Consider the following 25,842-nt stretch of genomic DNA (forward strand, 5'->3'; position numbering starts at 1 on the left):
ATTATTAGGATAGATATCTGATAAAATTGGACTTTTTTCGGAAACTTTTTTACCGACATGTTTTTAAATACGAGTATGTTTTTATTAAATGATAATTTGGAGAAATCGGTGAAAAAATGGACTTTGTAGCAAAAAATCTTACAAAATTAAGGGAAACGAACCCACTCGTTCAAAACATTACAAATTACGTTGTAATGAACTCTACTGCAAATTCGCTTTTAGCACTTGGTGCTTCTCCAGTAATGGCTCACGCAATGGATGAATTAGAAGAAATGGTATCAATTGCAAGTTCTTTAGTAGTAAACATTGGAACTCTTGATGAATACTGGATCCCGTCAATGGAAAAAGCTGCAAAAATTGCAACTGACCTTAAAAAACCAATAATACTCGACCCGGTAGGTGCGGGAGCTACCAAATTAAGAACAAAAACAGCCTTAAAAATATTAGATTTTGCAGATATTTCAGTATTACGGGGGAATTTTGGTGAAATTGCTGCAGTTTTGGGAGAACATGGAAAAACAAGAGGCGTAGACAGCGTTGCATACGACAGCAATGAAGCTATCGAACTTTCTAAAAATGCTGCAAAAGAATTCAATACCGTTTCAGCAGTAACTGGCCCAATTGATTATGTAAGCAATGGAAAAGAACTTTATGCGATTTCAAACGGACATCCGATGCTTTCAAAAGTTACCGGAACTGGCTGTGCAAGTACATCAATTATTGGTGCATTTTCCGCAGTTGATGAACCATTGAAAGCTGCAGTTAGCGGACTTACGGTTTACGGAATTTCTGCTGAAATGGCATTTGCTGAAGCGCCATATCCTGGAACGTTCCAAGCAAAAGTATACGACTGGTTATACAGAATCGATGAAAAATTAGTTTTAGAAAAAGCTAAGGTGAATAAATTTGAAATTTAAGGATAAATTAAAATTTTACGTGATAACTGATAATAATTATTCAAATGAAGTTGTTTCTGTTGAAGAGGCCCTAAAAGGAGGTGCTTCGTCCATTCAACTTCGAATGAAAAATTCAACGACTCGTGAAATGATTGAAGTTGGAAATGAACTTAGAAAATTAACATTAGAATACGATGCATTATTTTTTGTAAACGACAGGCTCGATGTAGCGCAAGTTGTAAATGCAGATGGAATCCACGTTGGAATAGATGACATGCCCGTTTCAAAAATTAAAGAAATTGCACCTAATTTAATAATTGGTGCTTCTGCATATAATATGGAAGAAATGAAAACCGCAGAATCAGAAGGTGCTGATTATCTGGGAGTTGGTGCGGTTTATTCCACAAATACCAAACTTGATGCGAGAAATCTTGGAATTGATGGACTTAAAAGTATTTCAAAACTTTCTAAATTACCAATTGTTGCAATTGGGGGCATTAACCATTCTAACGTTCAAAATGTCCTAGAATGCGGTGTTTCAGGGGTTGCAGTTGTTTCTGCAATTGTTGGTGCAGAAAATATCTTAAAATCTGCTGAAAACATGAACGAACTAATTAAAAAATATATAAAATAGCTTTTTTTATTTTTTTGAATTGATTTGAAAATCATAATTTACATAATTAAGACGTTTTCTGAACTATTTTGGAATATTTTGACGATTTTAGTAAGGATAGTGTTAAATATATTTCAATGCCATTAATAATTAGAACTAAATCTGCTGAAATTCAGAAAATTTTAAACGTGAAAGCTATGACTGTAGAAATTATCGTTGATAAAGAAAAATGCACTGGTTGCGGTAAATGTTACAATAAGTGTCCTAAAGGCCCTAGAATTTATAAACAAGACCAAGACGGAAAATACTATGCATTTGATGTTTCAGATTGTCACAACTGTAAAATCTGCGTTGCAGCATGTCCTGTTGGTGCAATTCAGGTTAATTTAAAAAAACGCATTATTGAAAAACAAATTAATAAGTTAAAAGAAAAATTCCACTAGTTTTACAGTTTTTTCGTGGATCCAAAAATACATATAGCAATGTTTCAAAACACTTCTGCTAATACTTATTTTTTAATTACTTTTGAACCCCCAATTTAAAAATTAGATTTAAAAAATTTACAAATTTACACCATAATTTTTACGGTGATATTATCCAATCATCCCCTTTAGAAAACTTAAAAAATCCAGAATATCCATTTGGGTTGAAAAATGATGGCGAAATACTAGATTTATTCGAACCTGCTGTCAAAAAATGGTGGGTAAATAAATTTGAAGCCTATAAATCAATTAATAATGGATATTTTACCCCACCTCAAAGGCTCGCAATTCCAAAAATTCATTTTGGAAGAAATACTTTAATTTGTAGCCCTACGGGAAGTGGAAAAACACTTAGCAGCTTTATTGCAATTATAAACGAACTTTTTAGAATTGAAAAAGAAGAAGGGCTACAAAACAGTATATACTGCCTCTACATCAGCCCGCTAAAAAGTCTTGCAAACGACATTCACGTAAATTTAGACGAACCATTATCTGAAGTAAAAGAAATTTTAAAAGAAGAAGGTAGCGAAATTACAGGAATTAGACATGCGATAAGGCATGGCGATACTTCAAATTATGAAAAATCAAAAATGCTAAAAAATACGCCGCATATTTTAAATACAACTCCGGAAACTCTTGCAATTATATTAAATTCCCCAAAATTTAAGGAAAAATTAAAAACTGTTCGATGGGTAATTATCGATGAAATCCACGCGCTTGCAGATAACAAAAGAGGAGTTCATTTAAGTATCAGCCTTGAACGACTTCGTGAGCTTACTAATCAGGAATTTTTAAGAATCGGGTGCAGTGCAACTGTTGAACCTTTAGAAATGGTTGCAGAATACCTTGGAGGGTATTATGACGATGGGTACAACAGACCCGTTGAAATAGTCGATACAAGGTTTGTTAGGGGATACGATTTAAAATTGCTGTGTCCTGTTGAGGATTTAATAAATAGAACTCCAAAAGAAATTTCTGAAAAGCTCTACGAAAAACTTGATAGGTTAATTCAAACTCATGAAAATACGCTCATATTTACAAATACGAGGGGTGGCGCTGAAAGAGTATTATATAATCTTAGAAAGCGTTATCCTGGAAAATACGATGAAACAAACAGCGGATGCCACCACGGAAGTTTATCAAAAGAAAAAAGGCACGAACTCGAAGAAAAATTAAAAACAGGAAGCCTTAAATTTGCCACAACTAGCAGCAGCCTTGAACTTGGAATCGATATGCCATATATCGACCTTGTAGTTCAGATTGGAAGTCCAAAAAGTGTTAAAACTATGCTTCAAAGAATTGGTAGGGCAGGCCACGGAATTGGAAAGGTTGCCAAAGGTAGAATCATTGCACTTGACAGGGACGAACTTTTAGAGTGCGCTGTAATGCTTAAAAAAGCAATGGATGGTTTTATCGATAAAGTGCACATTCCAAAAGGTCCACTTGATGTTTTGATACAGCATATCTATGGAATTGCGATAAACGGATATATCGAGCTTGAAAGAGTAAAAAATATCATTAGAAGAAGTTATAACTACCACGAAATTACCGATGAAGAGTTTGATATTCTTTTAAACTACCTGACTGCATCTTATGCTGGAATGGACGAAAAAAGGATATATTCAAAAATATGGTACGATCCAGACACAAAAATGATTGGAAAAACTGGAAAAACTGCAAGAGCAATTTATTACATGAATATAGGCACAATTCCTGACGATTTCAGCTGTGACGTATATTTGAGGGGAACTACAGTCTGGGTTGGAAAACTCGATGAACAGTATTTGGACAGGCTTGAAAAGGGCGATGTATTTACACTTGGTGGAGAACACCTTAAATTTCAGTATAGGCGTGGAAGCAAGGTTTATGTCGATAAAACAAGTGAAAGGCCAAATATTCCTAGCTGGTACTCTGAAAGACTGCCTTTAAGCTACGACCTTGGTAGAAATATCCTTCTTTTTAAAAAGGAAGCTGTTTCAAAATATAATGCAGGTAGACTCCTTGATCTTTTAAGTGAATACCCACTTGATTCAAATGCTACAAAAAGTCTTTACGGGCTTTTTAACCAGCAGATATTATACAAAGGAAACGATAGCGTCAGTACATTAAATAAAATGGTTGTAGAAGGCCATATTTTTGATAAAAAAATGCATTACTACTTCCACAGTAATTACGGAAGGAAATTTAACGACGGATTCAGCAGAGCTGTGGCTTATGCCCTGAGTAAACAGTACAAACTTGGAGTTTTGGTAAGTATTTCCGATAACGGATTTTCACTTGAATTTGCGAAAAACCAAAGAATTGATATTGAAAGTGTGGTAAAATCATTAACTCCTGAAAATATAAAAGATATCTTAAAACAGGCTCTTGATGGAACAAACCTGTTAAAAAGGATGTTTAGGATAAATGCGACAAGAAGTCTCATGATTTTGAGAAATTACATTGGACATAAAAAATCTGCGAAAAAACAGCAAGTAAGTGCAGATTTGCTAATAAATTACGCAAAAAGCCTCGATAGATTTGCACCCCTTGAGGAAACACTGCGAGAAATAATTGAAGATTCACTTGAACTTGATAATATTCGTGAAGTTTTGGGCGAAATTAGGAGCGGAAAATTAAAAATTAATATAATTGATGTTCCAATACCTACCCCGATGAGCTTTGGAATTGCAACACTTAATGCAAGCGATTCAGTTCTTGCTGAAAATAAAAACCAGCTTTTGAAAGATTTCCACCAAATGGTAATCAAAATGATTGAATACGAAAAGGGAATTTCGCTTGAGGACTAATTATGAACATTAATGGACATGAAATCCAGTTTAAAGATAATGCAGTGTTTTTAGAAGAAACTAAAACTTTAATAATTGCAGATGTCCACGTTGGAATGGAAGAATTTATTCGGCGAACCGGTGTTTTATTCCCACTAAATGAAAAAAAAGAACTTCTAAAACGAATTAAAAATTTGATAATTGAATTTAAACCTGAAAAACTTGTATTTTTAGGGGATTTTCTCCACCACTTTCAAAAAGTACCCTACAAAGTCTATGAAACAGTTCGAGAATTAAATTCCCTTTTAAAAAATCATGAAATAATCGTAATTCGCGGAAATCACGATATAATGCTCGAATATATACTTAAGGAAAATACTAATTTTAAAATTTTAGATTACTTATTTGAAGATAAAATTTTAATGGTTCACGGCGATAAAAAATTTGACGTTGATTTTAAATTTAATCTCTTAATCATGGGACATGAACATCCTGTTTTAGAAATAAATAAACAGAGGTTTCCAAGCTATCTTGAAATCGTTCAGAATGACTTTGAGATACTTGTAGCTCCTGCATTTTCAAACATTGCATCAGGGGTTAAAATAAACGAACTTGAAAGCAACTTCATGTCACCCTACTTGAAAAAAGTTAAAAAAGAAGAGATATTCCCAATAGTTATTGGAGAAGAAGTTTTAAAATTTCCCGATCTCTCAATACTTGAAAAATTCCTGTAAAATCTGATTTTTTAATTTTTAAATTTATTGTTAATTATTCCACTTTTAGTTTTATAAAAACGTTAACACAAAAAATGATGCTAAAAAGCAGTAATATCCAAAAATTTTAAGTTTTCCACCAATTACCATCCTTTTAACAAGATATAATCCCAAAAGTCCCGTTAAAAATGAAATAACAAATCCAAATATCTGCTCTGTTGAAAAAGCTACATTGTGAAGTTCTAGTATCCCTGCACCAAACGTTACTGGAAGGCTCATTAAAAATGAATATTTTACAGCATCTTCTTTTTTCATTCCTAAAAAAAGCGCTGCAAAAAGCGTTGTTCCACTCCTTGAAATTCCAGGAAGTACTGAAAAAGCCTGAAATACTCCAACGATTAGTGCATCAAAATAAGGAATAGATTTAATTGTTTTTAGATTTTTATTCAGTTTATCTGAGAGAAGCATTAATATTCCTGTGATCGATAAAAAAATCCCGATCAGATAAGTTGATGAAAAAACTGATTCTATAAAATCTCCAAAAAATAATCCAACAAAAACTGCAGGAATTGTTGATAAAACAAGTTTTGATGCGAGGTTAATATACTCTTTATCTTTTTTTGAAATCCCGTTTATTATCTCAAAAACTTCAGATTTTACAAAAATTAAGACTGCCAGAAATGTTGCAAGGTGTAAAAATGCAAAATAACCTACATCAGGTGTGCTGTTAAAAATTGCAGTAAATATTGCGAGGTGTCCAGAACTTGAAATCGGTAAAAATTCGGTAAGTCCCTGAACTATTCCTAGAATTAATTCTTCCATTTTGTATGACCTGATTATTAGTTTGAGTTTCTAATAAATAGTAACTGTTCAATTAAATACTTTTTCTGTTACAAATAACTAAATACAAATACTTTAAATTAAATAATAAGTAGTTAATTACACGATTCATTTTGTTTTATTTGGTGATTTCATGATTATTACGGTAGCTTCTGGAAAAGGAGGAGTTGGAAAAACGACAACTTCTGCAAATTTGGCGGTTGCACTTTCCAAACTCGGCAAAAAAACTATTGTAATTGATGGCGATATTTCAATGGCTAATTTAGGGCTGATATTTGATTTTGAAAAAAACAGACCGTCCATTCATGAAGTTCTCGCAGAAGAGTGTTCAGTAAGAGATGCAATTTACAAACATAAAACCGGTGCATTTGTACTTCCCGCAAGCCTTTCAATTGCAGGTTATAAAAAATCTGACCTAGATTTATTCCCTGATGTTATAAATGAAATTGCTGATGAATACGATTACGTAATTATCGACGCTCCAGCAGGTTTGAATAAAGATATGGCAATTCACCTTGCAATTGCAGATAAAATCCTTCTTGTAGTAACTCCTGAGCTTTTTTCAATTGCGGATGCGATGAAAATTAAAGAAAGCAGCGAAATGGCAGGAACTAACGTAATGGGAATTGTTTTAAATAGAACTGGAAAAGATTTCGGTGAAATGGGGCCTGACGAAATTGAAATGATTTTGGAAGAAAAAATTGTTGGATTGATCCCCGAAGATGGAAATATTAGAAATGCGACCCTTAAAAAAATGGATGTAATCCAGTACAGTCCAAGAAGCCCCGCTTCAAAAGCATACACTGAACTTGCTCTAAAAGTTACAGGGTCATACGTTGACATGGATAAAATCGAAGAAATGTATAACGAAAGTTTCTTTGAAAAATTAAAAAGAAGCGTTTTTTCAAAATTTAAGAAATAATTACTCTTTTTTGAACTTTTAAAATATTAAAAAAATAGAAAATTAAAATTTTATTTTTTGCAACTTCCGCATTCAAATTTGCAAGACACGTCTGTTGGATATTCTCCGTTTAAACATGCTAAACAGAGGTCATCTCTTCCAATTGCTTCGACTAATCCTTCAACACTTAAATATGCAACAGAATCTGCACCAATCATTTCTGCTATTTCTTCATTGGTTTTTGAATTTGCAATTAATTCCTTTGTTGTAGCCATGTCTATTCCGTAAAAACATGGTGAAACAATTCTTGGTGACCCGATTCTCAGGTGAACTTCTTTTGCACCTGCTTTTTTAACCATTTTCATGATTTTTCCAGATGTAGTTCCCCTTACAATACTATCATCAATCAACATGACTTTTTTATCTTTTAAAAGGTGTTTTACGGGGTTTAACTTCAATCTTACTGCAAGATCCCTTTCTTCCTGTGTTGGAAGGATAAATGTTCTTCCAATGTATCTATTCTTAATTAAAGCTTCGTAGTAAGGAATTTCTGCTTCTTCAGTGTACCCTTGTGAAAAAATAATTCCCGAATCTGGAACTGGTGATACAATATCGACTTCTTCAGGAGTCTCCCTTGCTAAAATCTTTCCAATATTTCTTCTAACTGCATAAACGCTTATTCCATCGATTACTGAATCAGGCCTTGCAAAATAAACATATTCAAACATGCACGTTGATGCTTTTTCTTTTGCATTTGGTAATTTGTATGTGTTAATTCCATTTTTATTTACAACAACCATTTCTCCAGGGGCAACATCCCTTTCGAATTCAACGTCAACGATATCAAGAGCACAGCTTTCAGAACTGAAATAGTATGCGCCGTCATCTTTTCCAATACATAATGGCTTAAATCCGTTTGGATCCCTTAAAGCTATCAATGTGTCATCGTAGATGATTAAAAGAGAATAAGCACCATTTAATTTTTGCGTCACGTTTGTGATTGCAGAAATAATATCATCATTTTTTAAAAGTTCCCTAACTAAAAGTTGAGCAATAACTTCAGAATCGGTTGTAGAAACAAAAATATGTCCCTTTTTTTCGAGTTCGTGTTTTAATTCTTTTGAATTTACAATATCCCCATTGTGGGCAATTGCAATTTTTCCAAAAGTGCTGTTTACAACAAACGGCTGACAGTTGTCAATTATGTTTCCGCCAGTTGTGGAATACCTTACATGGCCTACCCCAATATGGCCGTACAAATTTTGTAATTCCTTGTTGGAAAATACTTCAGGAACCAATCCCAATCCCTTGTAGTGGCCTATTTCTTTGCCGTTTCCGACAGCAATTCCAGCACCTTCCTGCCCCCTGTGCTGAAGCGCGTAAAGACCATAGTAAACTTTTTTTACAATGTTACTTTTTTCATGAGAATAAATTCCAAAGATTCCACACATGATTATCACAGAATAAGATTGATAGAATAACTAAATTAAACTGATATATAAGTGTTACAAAAATTGAGTTTAAACGAGTGTTAAAAAAGTTAGTTTGGATTTTTATTTTAAGTAATAAAAAAGAAAGTGGGTATATTATTTTACTCTGTTTCCTTTTCCGGTAACTTTTTTCCATTGCCATGCAAATCTTTTGATTTTTGAGCTTTTACCAAATCCGCATGCTGCACATACTTTTTTTCTTACGTGGAATGATCTTCTTCCACATCTTCTGCATACAATATGGTTTGAACCTTTATTGTGTTTACCTTGGGATGGTGTTCCTTTTGTCATTTACTTCACCGTGTTTATCTTTATCCTTATTTGCTATGTCGAGATCACATAAAAAACTAACTGTCGAATCAAAGAAATTATAATGAAACGTAGAGTACGTTGTCTCCCCTTACGACTAACATAGGGAATTCTTTTTCTTCATCGTTTTCGATTTTAGCGTTTTCTAAAGCAACGTTCATGTGTAAATCGTATGCTTTTAATCTTCCTTTAACAACTTTACCATCTTTTAAGAAAACTGTTACGTTTGTATTGATTGACTTACCTAAAGCGTCTAATGGTCTTTGTGTATCCATCATATTCGCACCTCGCATAATAAAAAAACAACTGCTAATTCTAATTCGTAGAAATAAATAAATAGTTCTGATATATAATACTTTCCAAGTAAGTACGCCTTATTTGTCATATGGTGCTATATGGAGGTATAAACATGGCAATGACCCTAGCTGAAAAAATTTTGGCAAAAGCTTCAGGAAATACTCAGGTTTCACCTGGAGACATCGTTATGGCTAAAGTAGAAACCGCGATGGTTCATGATATCACTGGCCCACTTTCTGTAAATACCCTCAAGAAAGAAGGTATTTCAAAGGTTTGGGACAATGAAAAAATTGTGATTCCATTCGACCACCAGATACCTGCTGATAGCATCAACGCTGCTGAAAATCATATATTAATGAGAAACTTTGTAAAAGAACAAAATATCAAACACTTCTACGACATTAGAGAGGGAGTTTGCCACCAAGTATTGCCTGAAAAAGGCCACGTAGTTCCAGGAACCGTTGTTGTTGGGGCAGACAGCCACACCTGTACATACGGTGCATTTGGTGCATTTGCAACAGGTATTGGAAGCACCGACATGGCAGCAGTATTCGCAACCGGTGAACTCTGGTTTAAAGTTCCTGAAACACTCTATTTCAACATCAGTGGAGAATTAAAACCAGAAGTAATGTCTAAAGATGTAATATTGAGTATTATCGGAATGGTTGGAGCTGACGGTGCAACATACAAAGCTGCACAGTTTGCAGGAAACACAGTTGATAATATGACTATTGCATCAAGAATGTCAATGTCAAACATGGCTATTGAAATGGGCGGAAAAGCAGGTTTGATTGCTCCGGACGACAAAACAATTAATTATGTAAAAAATGCAATGGAAACCAACAACACCGCAAAACCATTCGAATTTATTCTTGGAGATAAAAATGCAGAATTTGAAGAAAAATTCGAAATTGAAGTAGATAACCTCGAACCTGTTATGGCATGCCCGCACAACGTGGATAATGTAAAAACAGTACGGGAAGTTGCAGGAACCCCTATTGACCAGGTATTCATTGGTTCATGTACAAACGGAAGAATCGAAGACTTGAGAGCTGCATTAAAAGTTATTGAAAAGCATGGTGGAATTTCAAAAGACATAAGAGTCGTTGTAACCCCTGCATCAAGAAGCGTAATGCTTGAAGCTATTGATGAAGGATTAATTAAAAAATTCTACCAGTACGGTTGCGTTGTAACAAATCCATCGTGTTCTGCATGCATGGGTGCATTATACGGACTTTTAGGTCCTGGAGAAGTTGGAATTGCAACATCAAACAGAAACTTCAGGGGAAGAGAAGGTTCCCTAGAATCAGACGTATACCTTGCATCACCAATAACTGCCGCGGCATGCGCAGTTAAAGGGGAAATTGTCGATCCAAGAGATCTGTAAATAAAATTAAAATATTATTTTTTTACTTTTTTAAATTTTAAAGTTAAAAGAAAAAAAGAATTTTTATTTAACGGTTAATTTTTTCAAAATATCAAATGAACTTAAAGTTCCAACAATTTTATCATTCTCAACAACAGGGTATGCGAAAACTTCGTTTTCTATCATTTCGGAGATTAATTCGTCAGATAGTTCCTCATCCGGATTTATTGTTTTGATTTCATCTAAAAAAAGCATTGCTTCTTCTGTTTTAACGTGTTTACATCCGGTAAGTAAATCTAAAGCCGTAACCCATCCAACAATCTCTTCATCTTCGATTACGGGCGCGTAAGTCTTTTTATTTTTATATAACGACTGGACTACTTCTCCCACAATGTCGCTTGGAGAAACTTTTAAAAAATTTTCGTTCATGACTTCCCTTACAATCATAAAACCACCTAAAACAGTAAAAAAAGATTTGATCATTATATAATATTATTTCTTAAAAGGTTCTTTTAAAACCATTAACCTGTCCGTACATGTAAAACATGGATCACAGCTTGCAATAATCAATTCTGCGTCACTTACGTGGTAACCTTTTACGATATCTTCCATTGCACCAAGATTAGTTGCAGTCGGGGTTCTGATTTTTGCCTGCCTTACAAGTCCTTCACCATCAAGTCCATATGAATAGTACTGTTCTCCCCTTTGAGCTTCGGTGTAACAGTTTATTGGCTTAAATTCGTGTAACTCGTAATTTGGATTGTATATTCTTTTATCAGCAGTATCTTTTAACGCATTTACTGCCTGTTTTATGATTTTAACACTTTCGAGGCATTCATAAAATCGAACAGCGAGTCTTGCAAACACATCCCCACTGTCAAATAATATTTCGTCAAAGTCGTATGGATCGTATTCTGGAACCCATCCCCACTTCCTCATATCTGATTTTACATTGCTTCCTCTTGCAGTAGGGCCCACTGCGTGGAATTTTGCCGCAGTTTTTCTATCCATGACACCAACATCTTTTACTCTTGAAATAATCATCGGGTCATTTAACATTCTTTCAATAAATTTATTCAAACCTTCCTCATATTTTGAAACTTTTTCAAGTATATGCGGAATTTGGGTATCTGAAATATTGCATCTTGGCCTGATTCCACCAATTATTGGGCATGAATAGTGAACTCTGCTTCCAGAGATTTCAAAAAATACCTGCATGATTGGTTCCCTTAACATGAAACATCTCATAGACATTGTTTCATGCCCCAATATTTCAAAAGCGTGTCCAAAAAGCAGTGTGTGTGAGTGAAGTCTCTCTAATTCTTCCACGATAATTCTTATGTGATTTGCACGTTCTGGAATTTCGATGTTACACCCGATTTCAGCAAGCCTTGCTGCACTCCAGAGGTGAATGTGTGAACAGATTCCACAAATTTTTTCACATAAGATACACGCTTTTTCAACGGGGAGTCCTTCCATTAATCTTTCTACGCCCCTGTGGTTAACACCAATAGTAAGTTCTGCATCTTTTACAATCTCATCTTCGATAAATAATCTCAATCTGTGGGGTTCAAGCATTGTAGAGTGCACTGGCCCGATTGCAATTTCTCCTTCGTACATGATTTTCCCTTCCATAAATAATTAAATGAATCCTGAACTTTTGATAAAATTAAAGTTAAAATTAAAAAATATCATTATCAATTATGATAATTAGTAAATGTTCATCTTCACTTATATTATTAATGATTATTTGTTTTGGGTATTACCTTCCTGTATAATAGTTGATCCAAATCTGCAAAGATATATCAAGTCTTAAAAATAAAAATTAAGTATACAGGAGGTGAAGTGAATGGTTTTAAAATCTACTGAATTTAATGCAGATTTTCCAAAACAGATCATTGAAGCTGGGGAATGGATATTTGGAAAGAATGCATCTTCTTTTCAAAAATGTTACCAGTGTGGAACCTGTACTGGTGCATGTCCAAGTGGAAGAATAACGCCACTTAGAACAAGAAAACTGATAAGAAGTGCTCTTGCAGGAATTGATAGTATTTTATCGGGTGATGACCTTTGGATGTGTACAACATGCTATGAATGTTACGAAAAATGTCCGAGGGAAGTAAAAATAACAGATATTATCAAAATTATAAGAAATATTGCTGCTGAAAAAGGTTATATTGCAGAACCTCACAGGAAAACCAGTTTACTTGTTTTTAAAACTGGCCACGCTGTTCCAGTTAACGATGAAATTAAAAAAGCAAGGTTGGCGATAGGTTTAACCGAAATACCCCCAACTACACACAAATACCCTGAAGCTCTGGAAATCGTAAGAGATATCATGGATGACCTTAATTTCTGCAAAAAAGTTGGAATTTGCAGGGAAACTATGGACTTGGAACCACTAAACGTTCAAAAATCTGGGGAATAGGGGTGAATTAAAATGAGTGAAACCGATTTTGAATACATGTTTTTTTTAGGATGTATTGCGCCAAATAGGTATCCGGGAATAGAAAGTGCAACATACAAAGCACTTGACAAACTTGGAATGAAGCTACATCCATTTGAACAGGCTTCTTGCTGTCCTGCACCAGGAGTATTTGGTTCTTTTGACCTTATGACCTGGCTTACAATTGCTGCAAGAAACATTGTAATGGCAGAACAGGCTGATTTGGACATTTTAACAATATGTAATGGTTGCTATGGATCATTGTTTGAAGCAAATCACATTTTGCACGACAATGAAAGCGCAAGAAATAAGGTAAATGAAGTTCTCTCAAAGCACGGTCTTGAGTTTACTGGAAAATCAAAAGTACGGCATTTGACAGAAGTCCTCTATTTCGATTATGGGCCTGAAAAAATTGCCGAAAGAGTGGAAAGGCCACTTGATTTAAATATCGCAGTTCACTATGGATGCCACTACTTAAAGCCGACCGATGTAAAACATATTGAAAGTTCAGAAGTTCCAAGATCCCTTGACGGGCTTGTTGAAGCAATTGGGGCAAAGTCAATATACTATAAAGACAAGAATATGTGTTGTGGAGCAGGTGGTGGAGTAAGGGCTAGAAACCCGGAAGTTGCGCTTGAAATGGCTGAAACTAAGGTCAAAAATATACTCGAAGCAGGGGGCGATTGTGTAACGGAAGTATGCCCATTCTGCCATTTACAGTTTGACAGAGGTCAGATTGAAATGAAAGAAACTTTTGGACGAGAATACCAATTACCAGTTATTCATTATGCTCAGTTGCTCGGTATGGCCATGGGAATGACCCCAAAAGAAGTTGCACTCGATCTTCACTTTATTTCTGCAGATCCAGTAACTGAAAAGCTTGGATTAAATAAATAATAAAAAATACTAATATACTTTCAAAACGGAGGGGATAATTTATGAAAGAAGGTGTTTTTTTCGGAGAAGGAATGAAATTTGTAAAAGAAGGCTATCCAGACATTTACGATGCTGTTGTAGGATTAAATAAAGCAGCATTTACTGGAAAAACTTTGGATTACAAAACTCAAAAATTAATCGCAATTGGAATTGTTGCAGCGACAGGGGATGAAAATGCAGCAGAAAAACAAATGAGAAGTGGAATGGTTGAATTAAAAATAACTAAAGAAGAAATAATCGATGCATTGCGAGTTGTATTATTAACTTCTGGAATGCCTGCATTTACAAAAGCTATGAAAGTAGTTAGTAAATTATAACTGAGGGGATATAATGGGCTGTGCGAGTGCTCAAACACTTAAAGAAGGAACAGATTTTGAAAAAAAACACGTTCCTATGATAGAATGTAAAAGTACCGTTAAACCTGACGAAATTTATGAAGTAAAAATTCATACTGCCGGAGTAGAACATCCCATGGAAGATGGACATTTTATCCAATTTATTGAATTAAACGTGGAAGAATGCCCGCTTTTAAGAGTTCAACTAACGCAACACTCTAAACCAGATGTTGTTGTAAATATAAAAGCTCCAAATGAGGAACATAAAGGACATACATTTAAACTCGTTGCATATATGTTCTGCAACCTTCACGGGCTCTGGAAATACGAAAAAGAAGTAAAAATTGAGTAAAAACTAAAATTGGTGATTCAATGATTACTACAAACCATCCTCTTGGCGAAGCACTAAAAGATATTGAAACCTTCAAATTAAAATTAGCAGATTACTTTAAAGATAAAGATGTATTTCCAATAAAAAATAAAGTTGAACTTGGAAGTGCACTTCCTTGTGGAATTTCAATGCCTTGTGGAGATTTAGAAGCAGGAGAACTCGTTAAATTTTTAACAGATAACGATTTCCCAATAAAAAATGCAGAAGACTTGGCAATAAAACTTTCCAAAAGTTGCAGCATTCAATAATCCATATTGAGGGGGTTTAGGATATGGACAGCAAATTAAGATACGAAATAGAGGAACAGATTAATAAAGAACTCTATTCAGCATACCTGTACCTTGCAATGTCAAATTATGCAGAATCTGAAGGCTTTAAAGGAATTTCAAATTGGTTCATAGTTCAGGCTCAGGAAGAAATCGACCACGCAATGAAATTCTACAAATACATTCACGAAATGGGTGATACCCTTCAATTAAACGCAATTGATAAACCTGAACCAAAATGGAATTCCATTACAGATGTCTTTGAAAATGGACTTACCCACGAAAAATACGTGACAAGCCGAATCCACAAGTTGATGGATATTGCGCATGAAGTAAAAGATTACGCTGCAATTTCAATGCTTCAATGGTTTGTAAACGAACAGATTGAAGAAGAATCTTCATTTAGAGACATTCTTGATGGATTGAAGTTAACTGGCGGAGATATAAACTACTTGATGATGCTCGATAAGGAACTCGGGCAAAGGGTTAAAACCGCTCCTGAAAGTGAAACAACAAAAGCAAAAACTGCATAGGTGAAAATATGGTATGGTGGAAATGTTCAAACTGCGGATACATTTTTGAAGGGGAAGCTGAAAAAGTTCCTGAAAAATGTCCAAACTGCGGAGAAATCTGTACTTTCTACGATGTAAGTTGTTATACTCCAGAATGCGGATTTGAAGGTTACGATCCAAAAATTGCTGGAAAAAGAAATGAAGAAAGTAGACTTTAATTAATTATTTATTTTTTTAGAGAGGGGATAATTATGAAAGCTTGTTTTTTGATATTTACGTATGATAAAGGGGGAAAACCATACGTTCCAATAATATTTCATGCTCTGCTCTTTGCAAAAGAAATGAAAGAAAAAGGGGACGATGTAAAAATTGTCTTTGAAGGAGAAGCTGTGAAATGGTTTAATGAAATTTTAAAACCTGATCACCCATTAAAAACCCATGTTGAAGCACTTAAAGATAACTTTGTAGCTTGTGAAGCATGTTCTCATATGTTTGATGTTTTTACAAGCATTAAAGGAAAAATTGCTATTGAAAACGAGCTTCACGGACACGTCAGTCTTAGAAAATACCTTGATAACGGATACACCGTTGTCGAATTCTAAATTATTTAACTTTTTTTAGGTGTATTTATGGCAGTTGTTTTAAAAGATAATGTCTACTGGGTAGGGGCAATCGACTGGAATATCAGAGAATTTCACGGCTACGAGACCAAAAACGGTTCTAGCTACAATTCATACATCATTATGGATGAAAAGGTTGTTTTGATAGATACTGTAAAAAAATACATGTTTGATGAATTTTATAACAGAATTAAAAAGGTCGTTGATCCTGAAAAAATTGATTATATTGTTGTAAATCATGTTGAAATGGATCATAGCGGTTCTTTAGAAAAAATTATTGAAATTTCAAAAGCTACTATCATAACAAACGCAAAGGCAAAAGAACATCTTGAATTACACTACGATACGAAAGATTGGGAATACCTACTAGTTGATACAGGAGATTCATTAAACATTGGCAGTAGAAATTTAACATTTGTTAAAACTCCGATGCTTCACTGGCCAGACAATATGGTAACATACTGTCCTGAAGATAAAATACTGTTTTCAAACGATGCATTTGGACAGCACATCGCATCATCTGAAAGATTCGACTTTGAAATTGATTATGCAATAGAATCTGCAAAAGAATACTTTGCAAATATACTTCTTCCATACCGAACACTCATTCCAAATGCAGTTAAAACTGTAGATACTCTTGAACTTGATTTGATATGTCCATCCCATGGAATTATCTGGAAAGAAGATATCTCAAAAATTAAAGAAAAATATCTTGAATTTGCATCAAATAATATTTCTGAAAAAGCTGTAATTGTATATGATACGATGTACAAATCAACTGAAAAAATCGGTCTTTCGATTGCAGAAGGTTTAATGGATAGTAATATAGAGGTAAAAATCTTCAAAATATCTGAAACTCCGATAAGCAAAATAATTACAGAAATCTTAGATGCAAAATATGTGCTTGTGGGTTCCCCTACACTCAACATCAATTTATATCCTGAAGTTGCCAGATTTTTAAAATACATGGAAGGATTAAAACCAAATAAAAAAATTGCGGCAGCATTTGGTTCTTACGGCTGGGCAGAGAGTGCTACAAAACATATTAAAAATACTTTCGACATATTATCTTTTGATACCGTAGAAGACGAATGTTTAACGTGCAGATTTGTTCCAGATGAAGAACATCTCGAAAAATGCCATGAATTTGGAAAAAAACTTGCAAAAATGTAAAAAATGAGGGGATAATCGATGGGAAAACCGACACTAGTTTATACAACATTTCCAAACCTTGAAAATGCAAAATCTATTGTAGGGTATCTTTTAGAAAAAAAAATGATAGCCTGTGCAAATTTAAGAGAACATGAAGCACACTACATCGAAGATGGCGATATTGCAATAAAAACAGAGGTTGGTGCATTTTTAAAAACTGCTGAAAACAAATGGGATGTCTTAAAAGATATGATAAATGAAATTCACCCACTTGAAACTCCAGTAATCTTAAAAATAAATATCGATGATTCAAATGAAGAATTTGAAAATTGGATCTGCGATACAATCAAATAATTTATCTTTTTTTAAACATTTAACTCCAAAATTACCTTAAATTTTATTTTAATTGTAGTTACATAGAAGTGTTATATATTTACACATTCATTTTTAGTTAAATTGTGTGTGGTGGGTTAATGAAAGAATTGAAACTAAAAATAAGTGGAATGAGTTGTCAGATGTGTGTAAAAACCATTAAAAATCTTTTAAGCGAACTTGAAGGAATAATAAATATTGTTATCAATTTACAGGATGGAATTGGAATTATAACGTACGATGAAAAAATAGTAACTGAAAAAGAAATTTTAAAAAATGAAGCTTTTGAACTATATCTCGCAGAAAAAATTAGTTAATTGAATTTGGGGATTTTTTATGGAAGTAAAACTAAAAATTTCCGGAATGACTTGTGCAGTCTGTGTAAAAACCATTGAAAAATCTGTTTCAAAGATGGACGGTGTTGATAAAATTGTTGTAAATTTACTGGATGAAAGCGCAGTTATCAATTTTAATCCAGACATCGTTAGTATCGAAGACATCTGGATAAAAATTGAAAGGTTTGGCTATGAAGTTCTCGGGATTGCAGAAGAAGTTGAAGAACTGCCTAAAAAAGAAGAGGAACTTAAAGAAAAGCTTGGCAAAATAATTTTTGGGACAGTTTTCTCAATCGCACTATTTTCAATTATGTATCTAAAAATTCCATATAAACCATATTTGGCATTTTTAATCTCAATTCCACCTTTGATATACATTGCACTCCCAATTTTTAAAGCAGGGTTTAATTCTCTTAAAATCAAATCGCTAAACATGGATGTTATGTATTCTCTTGGAATGGGGGTTGCATACATTTCAGCATTACTTGTAACGTTAGGAATTCTTCCAATGAACTTCATGTTTTATGATACGACAATAATGCTTGCGACACTTTTAACCCTTGGTAGATATTTAGAAGAGCGTGCGAAGGGCAGAACCTCCGAAGCGATTAAAAAACTAATGGGTTTACAGGTAAAAACTGCAAAAGTTATTAAAAATAACGAAGAATTTGAAATTCCAATCGAAGACGTGATTGTTGGAGATATTATTTTGATTCGTCCCGGGGAAAAGATTACAGTTGATGGAACTGTTTTTGAAGGAGTTTCTTACGTTGATGAATCGATGATTACCGGAGAACCAATTCCTATTGCAAAGAAAAAAGGAGATTCTGTAATTGGGGGAACGATAAATAAAAATGGAATTTTAAAAATAACTGCTGAAAAAATTGGAAAAGATACAATATTGTCACAAATCATCCTGCTTGTTAAAAATGCCCAACTTTCAAAACCAGATATCCAAAATTTAGCAGATAAGGCAGTTTCGTACTTTATACCAACAGTATTTACAATTGCACTTATTTCTTCAGTATTTTGGTTTTTTAACGGCGGAATTTTACTTGCAGTGACTACATTTATTTCTGTAATGGTGATTGCGTGTCCCTGTGCCCTTGGACTTGCAACACCTACTGCAATAACAGTTGGAGTTGGACGCGGAGCTGAACTTGGCATTTTGATTAAAGATAGCAAGGTATTTGATGTTGCAGGAAACCTCAAATGCATGATTTTTGATAAAACTGGAACCATTACAAAAGGAAAACCCGATGTTGATGAAATAATTTCTGATTATTCCAAAGAAGAACTTTTATTAATTGCGGGCTCGCTTGAAAAAAACTCTGAACATCCACTAGCACTTGCAATTGTTAAAAAAGCGAATGAATTAAATATTTCACTTTCTGAACCTGAAAAATTTGAATCAATTACTGGAATGGGTGTTTCTGGAATATTGAAAGATCAGAAGGTTTTCATTGGAAACCGGCGACTTATGGAAGAAAATAATCTTTCAATAAATGAACATTATATTGTAGAAATATCCAGATTAGAAGAAAATGCAAAAACCGTCATCATTGTTGCTATTGAAAACAAAATAATGGGAATAATTGCAATATCTGATAAAATAAAAGAAAATGCAAAAATTACAGTTCAAAATTTACGTGAAATGGGAATTGAATCCTATATGATTACAGGAGACAATGAAAAAACTGCAAAAGTTATCGGAAAAGAAGTTGGTATTTTAGAAAATCACGTATATTCAAATGTTTTACCTGAAAAAAAGGCTGAAATTGTTAAATGGATTAAAGAAAATGCCGGCGGATACGTTGAATTCATTGGAGATGGAATAAATGATGCTCCAGCACTTTCTACGGCAGATGTTGGAATTGCAGTTGGAAGCGGAACAGATATTGCAATTGAAAGTGGTGAAGTCGTTTTAATGAATGATGATTTGAGTTATGTTACAGGATTTGTAAAATTGAGTAAAAGGGTATTGAAACAGATAAAATTAAATTTGTTCTGGGCTTTTGCATACAACTCAATTTTAATTCCTGTTGCTGCCGGCGCCCTTTATTCATATAATATTAAATTTGAACCCGAACTTGCAGCATTTGCAATGACGTTAAGCTCCTTAACCATAATTGGATTGTCATTGCTTTTAAAAAGATACGATCCTTGGAAATAACATTTTTAAATATTTGCTTCAGGTTCAAAATAGTCGCAATTTTGCATTTTAAATTCAAAATGAATACAAAAAGATAAATTATATAGAAATATATTAACTTATATGGATTTAAATTATCATAACTATATTATCATAAATATTTCTTAATCGATAGGTGTTTTTATGAAAATCCTTGGAATATCCGGAAGTCCGAGAAAGGAAGGAACGCATTTTGCTGTAAATTACGCGCTTGATTATTTAGAAGAAAAAGGATTTGAAACCAAATACATTTCAGTTTTTCAGAAGAAGATTGAATTTTGTATACACTGTGATTACTGCGTAAGAACTGGGGAAGGCTGCGTGCATAAAGACAGTATGCAGGAAATTTATGATGGTTTAAAATGGGCTGATGCGATTATTCTTGGAAGTCCTTGCTATAATGGAACTGTTTCTGGACAGTTGAAAACCATTATGGATAGATGTAGGGCAATATTTGCAGAAGATATTGATGTAGTAAGGAATAAATATGGAATGGGGCTTTCTGTTGGTGGTGACAGGAATGGGGGCCAAGAAATTGTATTAAAAACCATTCATGACTTTTACATATTGAATGGAGTAATTCCAATAAGCGGCGGTTCTTTTGGGTCTAACTTAGGGGCTACATTTTGGTCTCAAGACATTGGTAGAAAAGGAGTCGAAGAAGATTCTGAAGGGATTAGGACTCTTAAAAGAACTCTTAAAAAATTTTACAATTGTTTGAGTGAAAAGGGTGATTAAAAATGGTTAAAGTAGCTTGGGGTATTACTGGTTGTGGAGATAAAATTGAAGAAATCGTTGAAATGCTTATTGAATTAAAAAATGAACATGCCGATTTAGATGTAGATATATACTATTCACAAAGCGCGGAAATGGTACTTAACTGGTATAAATTAATGGGTAAATTAAAAGATACATTTTATAATATTCGAAAAGAAGTAAATTCAAACGCTCCGTTCTTACCAGGAATGTTACAGACTGGAAAATACGATTTATTTTTGGTTGCACCTGTAACTGCAAACAGTGTTGCAAAGATAGCACATGGAATTGCAGACACTTTGATTACAAATTCCGTTGCACAAGGGGCAAAGGCAATGGTTCCAACATACATCTACCCCCCAGATAACAAAAAAGAAGAGATAGAAACAATTCTTCCTGGAGGCAAAACACTAAAGCTATATATTAGAGATACAGATGTAGAAAACGTTAACATACTCAGGAATATGCAAGGTATTACGGTATTAGAAAATGTGGATGAAATCAGAGAGGCGTTGTTAAAACATATTAAAGGTGATTAAATGCTACAAATCGAAGACTTGTCAGTTAAAGTGGGTGAAAAAGAAATTTTAAAAGACATTCACCTATTCATTGACAAAGGAGAAACTCATGTTTTGTTCGGACCCAATGGGGCAGGAAAATCCACATTACTTAATACAATCCTTGGAAACCCAAAATACGAAGTTATAAGGGGAAATATTTACTTTAAGGGAAAAGATATAACTGATATGCCAATGCATGAAAGAGCACAGCTTGGAATTGGTATTTCGTACCAGTCACCACCTGCAATTTCGGGAGTAAGGCTTGAAACAATGATAAATGCCATTTCTAAAAAAAGCGATGAAGAAATGGAAGAAATGGCTAAAAAATTAAATATCAGACACTTCTACCAAAGAGACCTAAACGTTGGTTTTTCGGGTGGAGAAGTTAAAAGATCTGAATTATTGCAGATTTTTGCACAAAACCCGGATCTTGTAATGTTTGATGAACCAGATAGCGGTGTTGACGTTGAAAACGTAGAAATTCTCGGTGGAATCATCAACCATTTACTTGATAAGGATAAAAAGCCAAGTGAAAGGAACAAATCTGGACTTATCATAACGCACCTTGGGTACATCTTAAATTTCATGGAAGTTGATAAAGCTCATGTACTCTTAGATGGAGTAATTGCCTGTTCAGGAACTCCGGATGAAATTTTAAATGAAATTATTAAAAACGGATACCAGAGGTGTGTTTCATGCTGTCAGAAAAAAAGTTGCAACAAGTAAGGGGAATGGCTCAGAAATACAAGGATGTTCCCGCACCATTTGGAGAAGATATCGATTTAAGCATGTATCCTACACCAAAAGAAAACCTTCTAAAAGTAGATTCATTGAATGATTTAAGTGATGACCACAAAAAAGCTCTTGCAACTGTTGGTGTAGATATTGAGGAAAAAAACACTATTGGATCCTACGTTCAGGTAAATAGTGATGCAATATACGCTAAAATGTATTCAGATATTATAATTATGCCGATCACTGAGGCTCTTGAAAAATACGAACTCGATGATTACTACTGGAGTGCTGTAGAAATGAGCGATAAGTACGGCGCTAGAGTTGCAAACGAACTTACAGAAGGATACTTTATCAGAGCTCCAAAGGGCGTTAAAAAAACAATACCTCTTCAAACATGCCTATTAATAGGTAGCGAAGAAGTATCTCAAAACGTTCACAATATTATTATTGTTGAAGATGGAGCTGAATTAAACTTAATTACCGGTTGTACAACGTCCCCTCACGTAAAATCAGGACTTCACTTGGGAATTTCGGAAATATACATTGGAAAAAATGCAAAACTTACATTTACGATGATTCACAACTGGGGAGAAAGCGTACACGTAAGACCCAGAACTGCGATAAAAATGGATGACGATTCAATATTTATCAACAATTACGTTACAATGATGCCCGTAAAATCCATTCAAAGCTACCCTACAGCATATTGTGAGGGAAAAAATGCTAAAGCAACATTCCAAACAATTGTTTATGGAAAAGGCGACTCAAAATTAGATATGGGTTCAAGAGTAATCCTTTCAGGTGAAAATTCAGCTGCGGACATGATTTCAAGAGTTATCGTTGTTGATAATGCAGAAGTAATCTCAAGAGGTCACCTCGTAGGTGCAGAATCACACGTTAAAGGGCATCTTGAATGCAGAGGATTAATTTTATCAAATGATGGACATATTTTGGCAGTTCCGGAACTTGAAGCTGAAAGAACGGATCTTGAACTATCCCACGAAGCTGCAGTTGGTAAAATTGCAGAAGATCAGATTCAATATATGATGTCAAGAGGCCTTAGCGAAGATGAAGCATCCTCATTGATTATCAAAGGATTCTTAAGCGTGGATATTTCAGGACTTCCAGATGAACTTGCAAAATCTGTTAAAGAAATGATGGATATGACTCTTGAAAATGCAATGTAAATGCATTTTTCTTTTTTAAATCTTTGAAATGTTCTTTAAAATTTACAAAATAACAGTTCATTTATATAATAACTTTTTTTATATATGACCAACCTAAATATAAATAAGATTTAAAATTAAAATATTCGAACGATTCGGGATAGTATGGAAAAAAATGATATTTTTATTGTAATTCCGGCATATAATGAAGAAAAAATGATTAAAAACACGTTAATCAATTTAAAAGGCCACGGTTATGAGAATATCATTGTAGTTGACGATGGAAGTAAAGATCAGACTTCAAAAATCGCAGTTTCAGAAGATATAATCGTTTGTAAACACATTATTAATAGGGGACTTGGTGGAGCACTTAAAACTGGTTTAAAGTGCGCAATAAAATACAATCCAAAAGCAATAGTAACATTTGATGCAGATGGTCAGCACGATCCAAACGATATAATCAAAGTTTCAGAACCAATAATTGAAGATAGTTTTGATGTCGTTGTCGGAAGTCGGCTCATTGATGAAAAAGAACTAAAAAATATGCCATTTATTAAAAAAATAGGTAACTGGGGATTAAATTTTATAACCTGCCTAATGGGCGGACAAATGGTAACCGATAGTCAGGGGGGACTTAGGGCTTTTTCATACGATGCTGCAGAAATAGTTTCAAAACAGCTTAAAAGCAATAGGTACGAAGTATCCTCGGAATTTATAGTTCTTTTCAAAAAAAATAACTTAAAATTTAAAGAAGTACCGATAAAAACGATTTATACGGAATATTCAATGGCGAGAGGAACCAATGTCATTACAGGGTTTAAAATCCTCTTTAAATTATTAATTCAAAAACTAATTTAACGGCGATAAACATGTTCAAAATTAGAAACATAATCACGATTTCAGATTATGTAACTGTCATAAACATTATTTTTGGAATGCTTGCAATACTTCTCCACGATTTTCGTTTTGTTTATATCTCAATTGTATTTGATGCGCTTGATGGAATTGTTGCGAGAAAAACAAACACGGTTTCAGATTTTGGTGCAGAACTTGACAGTATTTGTGATGTTGTAAGTTTCGGTGTTGCTCCCGCATACTTAATTTATTATTACTTTGATTCAACAGCGGTACTTTTTGCATCAATCGTATTTTTAATTGGGGGCGCTTTAAGGCTTGCAAGATTTGGAATACTTGATGTGAAACATTTTATTGGACTTCCAATTCCAGCAGCTGCATTATTTTTATGTGTATTAAGCCAGGTATTTTTAAAATACAATTTTAGATCAGAATATTTAGTTTCAATCCTTGCAATTGTTGCAGGACTTCTTATGATATCAGACATTAATTATCCAAAATATCCAAAAAAGCCGTTTTTGGTACTCTTTGGAATATCCATAATACTTTCGATGTTTGGTATTATCGGACCGCTTGCATTGTGTGCTTTAGTATATGTTCTTTACGGAATATCCAAAATGAAAATGTAAAATTTAATTAATTCAACCTAAAGCATACTTTTTGGAAAATTGCAAAAAATAAATTATTCATGCTAATTTTTAATTTTTAGCCGCTGGATCTTTGCCATTTGGAAACATTGCACTAATTGGGTCGAATTTTCCAGTTTCAGAAACCGTGCAGTAATTAAGTCCTGCAGCATTTCCGACATTCATTAAGGGGTTTGCCTTTTCTACATCTAAAGAACCGTCTTCTTTGAGGTATTTATCATCAACATCTAGATTTACTACTTTTCCAACGATAAGTACATAATCTTCTTCTTCGTACAATTTATGAAGCTCACATTCCATCCATGCATAACTACCAGCGATTCCTGGAGCTTTTACAACACTAGAGGGTTTTTCTTCGAGTTCAGCATCTACAAATTCATCTACTTCCGGCCGACTAAATTTTGCAGTGGGCATTACTTTTTCTGAAAAATCAATACCAGGCATGTTTATTACGAATTCTCCAGTGTCTTTTATGTTCGTTAAAGTATCTCGTTTCTTAGCAGATGCCAGGCATACCAAATCCAAAGGTCTTAATACAGGCATTAAACATGAATACGGGGCAATGTTTCTAATTCCATCCTTACTGATCGTGGATATAAATCCCACAGGCAATGGAATAAACTTTGCCCTTAAAAATGATTTAAATATCATAATACCGCCTTTTTTCGAGTTTATAAGTCTATAAATATTATTTATAGATATATAAATTTTATTATTTAATAATAAAATTATTAAATTAATATGAAATAAATATTATTTCGAGTTCTAAATAATATTTCAAAATCTATATATCAAACAAATCTCAAATTTTATCTATGCATTTAAAAAATCAAGAGGGGTAAATATGGCAGTAATTGGGGAAAAATTCCCGGAAGTTGAAGTTATAACAACT

General features: G+C 33.8%; 32 protein-coding genes. 25 read left to right on the top strand and 7 right to left on the bottom strand.

Annotated elements, in window-relative coordinates; all coding sequences use genetic code 11:
• The first annotated feature begins 116 nt into the window (after positions 1–116).
• The 5 genes from thiM to HNP90_RS05155 all read left to right on the top strand — a co-directional run bounded on the left by thiM (position 117) and on the right by HNP90_RS05155 (position 5,493).
• On the top strand, positions 117–917 hold the full coding sequence (gene thiM / locus HNP90_RS05135) for a hydroxyethylthiazole kinase (protein ID WP_011976793.1): 801 nt from the start codon (positions 117–119) through the stop codon (positions 915–917).
• Complete coding sequence (gene thiE, locus HNP90_RS05140) at positions 907–1,530, top strand: thiamine phosphate synthase (protein ID WP_011976794.1); 624 nt, start codon at positions 907–909, stop codon at positions 1,528–1,530. The genes thiM and thiE overlap by 11 nt, the downstream gene beginning before the upstream one ends.
• Before the next feature lie 176 nt (positions 1,531–1,706).
• Positions 1,707–1,952, top strand: a complete 246-nt coding sequence (locus HNP90_RS05145; RefSeq protein WP_011976795.1) for a 4Fe-4S binding protein — start codon at positions 1,707–1,709, stop codon at positions 1,950–1,952.
• A 203-nt stretch (positions 1,953–2,155) separates the two neighbouring features.
• Positions 2,156–4,780, top strand: coding sequence for an ATP-dependent helicase (locus HNP90_RS05150; RefSeq protein ID WP_011976796.1), 2,625 nt, complete (start codon positions 2,156–2,158; stop codon positions 4,778–4,780).
• Between the two features lie 2 nt (positions 4,781–4,782).
• Positions 4,783–5,493, top strand: coding sequence for a metallophosphoesterase (locus tag HNP90_RS05155; RefSeq protein ID WP_011976797.1), 711 nt, complete (start codon positions 4,783–4,785; stop codon positions 5,491–5,493).
• 51 nt (positions 5,494–5,544) lie between these two features.
• On the opposite strand, the gene HNP90_RS05160 is transcribed toward HNP90_RS05155, so the two are convergent.
• Positions 5,545–6,294 carry an undecaprenyl-diphosphate phosphatase gene (locus HNP90_RS05160; RefSeq protein WP_011976798.1) on the bottom strand — a complete coding sequence of 250 codons (750 nt, stop codon included), beginning with the start codon at positions 6,292–6,294 and terminating at the stop codon, positions 5,545–5,547.
• A 151-nt stretch (positions 6,295–6,445) separates the two neighbouring features.
• Here HNP90_RS05160 and minD point away from each other — a divergent pair, with 151 nt between their 5' ends.
• Positions 6,446–7,234, top strand: a complete 789-nt coding sequence (minD, locus tag HNP90_RS05165) for a cell division ATPase MinD (RefSeq protein ID WP_011976799.1) — start codon at positions 6,446–6,448, stop codon at positions 7,232–7,234.
• Between the two features lie 50 nt (positions 7,235–7,284).
• Here minD and purF read toward each other — a convergent pair whose 3' ends face one another.
• The 3 genes from purF to HNP90_RS05180 form a co-directional block, all read right to left on the bottom strand.
• A complete protein-coding gene (purF, locus tag HNP90_RS05170) occupies positions 7,285–8,664 on the bottom strand; it encodes an amidophosphoribosyltransferase (protein WP_011976800.1) in 1,380 nt (459 codons plus the stop codon).
• 135 nt (positions 8,665–8,799) lie between these two features.
• Complete coding sequence (locus tag HNP90_RS05175; protein ID WP_011868208.1) at positions 8,800–8,994, bottom strand: 50S ribosomal protein L37e; 195 nt, start codon at positions 8,992–8,994, stop codon at positions 8,800–8,802.
• A 77-nt stretch (positions 8,995–9,071) separates the two neighbouring features.
• On the bottom strand, positions 9,072–9,290 hold the full coding sequence (locus tag HNP90_RS05180) for an LSm family protein (protein WP_011868207.1): 219 nt from the start codon (positions 9,288–9,290) through the stop codon (positions 9,072–9,074).
• A gap of 131 nt (positions 9,291–9,421) precedes the next feature.
• Between HNP90_RS05180 and HNP90_RS05185 the strand changes: the two genes are divergently transcribed.
• Positions 9,422–10,696 carry a 3-isopropylmalate dehydratase large subunit gene (locus HNP90_RS05185; protein WP_011976801.1) on the top strand — a complete coding sequence of 425 codons (1,275 nt, stop codon included), beginning with the start codon at positions 9,422–9,424 and terminating at the stop codon, positions 10,694–10,696.
• 63 nt (positions 10,697–10,759) lie between these two features.
• Here HNP90_RS05185 and HNP90_RS05190 read toward each other — a convergent pair whose 3' ends face one another.
• Positions 10,760–11,122: a CBS domain-containing protein gene (locus HNP90_RS05190; RefSeq protein WP_011976802.1), complete on the bottom strand. Its 363-nt coding sequence runs from the start codon at positions 11,120–11,122 to the stop codon at positions 10,760–10,762.
• A 45-nt stretch (positions 11,123–11,167) separates the two neighbouring features.
• Positions 11,168–12,295 (bottom strand): hydrogenase large subunit, encoded by a 1,128-nt coding sequence (locus HNP90_RS05195; RefSeq protein ID WP_011976803.1) that lies wholly within the window; start codon positions 12,293–12,295, stop codon positions 11,168–11,170.
• Positions 12,296–12,524: 229 nt separating this feature from the next.
• Between HNP90_RS05195 and hdrC the strand changes: the two genes are divergently transcribed.
• The 18 genes from hdrC to pssA all read left to right on the top strand — a co-directional run bounded on the left by hdrC (position 12,525) and on the right by pssA (position 24,932).
• Entirely contained in the window at positions 12,525–13,103 is a 579-nt protein-coding gene (gene hdrC, locus HNP90_RS05200) for a CoB--CoM heterodisulfide reductase subunit C (protein WP_011976804.1), read from the top strand.
• 12 nt (positions 13,104–13,115) lie between these two features.
• A complete protein-coding gene (hdrB, locus tag HNP90_RS05205) occupies positions 13,116–14,018 on the top strand; it encodes a CoB--CoM heterodisulfide reductase subunit B (RefSeq protein WP_011976805.1) in 903 nt (300 codons plus the stop codon).
• A 41-nt stretch (positions 14,019–14,059) separates the two neighbouring features.
• Positions 14,060–14,374 carry a carboxymuconolactone decarboxylase family protein gene (locus HNP90_RS05210; RefSeq protein ID WP_011976806.1) on the top strand — a complete coding sequence of 105 codons (315 nt, stop codon included), beginning with the start codon at positions 14,060–14,062 and terminating at the stop codon, positions 14,372–14,374.
• 13 nt (positions 14,375–14,387) lie between these two features.
• Positions 14,388–14,744 (top strand): class II SORL domain-containing protein, encoded by a 357-nt coding sequence (locus HNP90_RS05215; RefSeq protein ID WP_011976807.1) that lies wholly within the window; start codon positions 14,388–14,390, stop codon positions 14,742–14,744.
• 20 nt (positions 14,745–14,764) lie between these two features.
• A complete protein-coding gene (locus HNP90_RS05220) occupies positions 14,765–15,031 on the top strand; it encodes an MTH865 family protein (RefSeq protein ID WP_011976808.1) in 267 nt (88 codons plus the stop codon).
• A 23-nt stretch (positions 15,032–15,054) separates the two neighbouring features.
• The gene (locus HNP90_RS05225; protein ID WP_011976809.1) at positions 15,055–15,582 is read left to right on the top strand and encodes a ferritin; all 528 of its coding nucleotides are present in this window, start codon (positions 15,055–15,057) and stop codon (positions 15,580–15,582) included.
• 8 nt (positions 15,583–15,590) lie between these two features.
• Positions 15,591–15,779, top strand: a complete 189-nt coding sequence (locus HNP90_RS05230) for a rubredoxin-like domain-containing protein (protein WP_011976810.1) — start codon at positions 15,591–15,593, stop codon at positions 15,777–15,779.
• 33 nt (positions 15,780–15,812) lie between these two features.
• The gene (locus tag HNP90_RS05235; RefSeq protein WP_011976811.1) at positions 15,813–16,163 is read left to right on the top strand and encodes a DsrE family protein; all 351 of its coding nucleotides are present in this window, start codon (positions 15,813–15,815) and stop codon (positions 16,161–16,163) included.
• Between the two features lie 27 nt (positions 16,164–16,190).
• On the top strand, positions 16,191–17,354 hold the full coding sequence (locus HNP90_RS05240; protein WP_011976812.1) for an FprA family A-type flavoprotein: 1,164 nt from the start codon (positions 16,191–16,193) through the stop codon (positions 17,352–17,354).
• 18 nt (positions 17,355–17,372) lie between these two features.
• Complete coding sequence (cutA, locus tag HNP90_RS05245; RefSeq protein WP_011976813.1) at positions 17,373–17,687, top strand: divalent cation tolerance protein CutA; 315 nt, start codon at positions 17,373–17,375, stop codon at positions 17,685–17,687.
• Between the two features lie 119 nt (positions 17,688–17,806).
• Entirely contained in the window at positions 17,807–18,022 is a 216-nt protein-coding gene (locus HNP90_RS05250; RefSeq protein WP_011976814.1) for a heavy-metal-associated domain-containing protein, read from the top strand.
• A gap of 19 nt (positions 18,023–18,041) precedes the next feature.
• On the top strand, positions 18,042–20,213 hold the full coding sequence (locus HNP90_RS05255; RefSeq protein ID WP_011976815.1) for a heavy metal translocating P-type ATPase: 2,172 nt from the start codon (positions 18,042–18,044) through the stop codon (positions 20,211–20,213).
• A 162-nt stretch (positions 20,214–20,375) separates the two neighbouring features.
• The gene (locus HNP90_RS05260) at positions 20,376–20,969 is read left to right on the top strand and encodes a flavodoxin family protein (protein ID WP_011976816.1); all 594 of its coding nucleotides are present in this window, start codon (positions 20,376–20,378) and stop codon (positions 20,967–20,969) included.
• 2 nt (positions 20,970–20,971) lie between these two features.
• Positions 20,972–21,526 carry an archaeoflavoprotein AfpA gene (gene afpA, locus HNP90_RS05265; protein WP_011976817.1) on the top strand — a complete coding sequence of 185 codons (555 nt, stop codon included), beginning with the start codon at positions 20,972–20,974 and terminating at the stop codon, positions 21,524–21,526.
• Positions 21,527–22,273 (top strand): ABC transporter ATP-binding protein, encoded by a 747-nt coding sequence (locus HNP90_RS05270; RefSeq protein ID WP_011976818.1) that lies wholly within the window; start codon positions 21,527–21,529, stop codon positions 22,271–22,273. It begins immediately after the preceding gene.
• Positions 22,243–23,469 carry a SufB/SufD family protein gene (locus HNP90_RS05275; protein ID WP_011976819.1) on the top strand — a complete coding sequence of 409 codons (1,227 nt, stop codon included), beginning with the start codon at positions 22,243–22,245 and terminating at the stop codon, positions 23,467–23,469. Before HNP90_RS05270 ends, HNP90_RS05275 begins: the two co-directional genes overlap by 31 nt.
• Before the next feature lie 144 nt (positions 23,470–23,613).
• The gene (locus HNP90_RS05280) at positions 23,614–24,306 is read left to right on the top strand and encodes a glycosyltransferase family 2 protein (RefSeq protein ID WP_011976820.1); all 693 of its coding nucleotides are present in this window, start codon (positions 23,614–23,616) and stop codon (positions 24,304–24,306) included.
• A gap of 11 nt (positions 24,307–24,317) precedes the next feature.
• Complete coding sequence (gene pssA / locus HNP90_RS05285) at positions 24,318–24,932, top strand: CDP-diacylglycerol--serine O-phosphatidyltransferase (RefSeq protein WP_011976821.1); 615 nt, start codon at positions 24,318–24,320, stop codon at positions 24,930–24,932.
• A gap of 69 nt (positions 24,933–25,001) precedes the next feature.
• Here pssA and HNP90_RS05290 read toward each other — a convergent pair whose 3' ends face one another.
• The gene (locus HNP90_RS05290; protein ID WP_011976822.1) at positions 25,002–25,601 is read right to left on the bottom strand and encodes a flavin reductase family protein; all 600 of its coding nucleotides are present in this window, start codon (positions 25,599–25,601) and stop codon (positions 25,002–25,004) included.
• Between the last annotated feature and the right edge of the window lie 241 nt (positions 25,602–25,842).

Origin of the sequence: Methanococcus maripaludis (assembly GCF_013760955.1) — an archaeon.
GTDB classification, from domain to species: Archaea; AGJL01; Methanococci; order Methanococcales; family Methanococcaceae; genus Methanococcus; species Methanococcus maripaludis_A.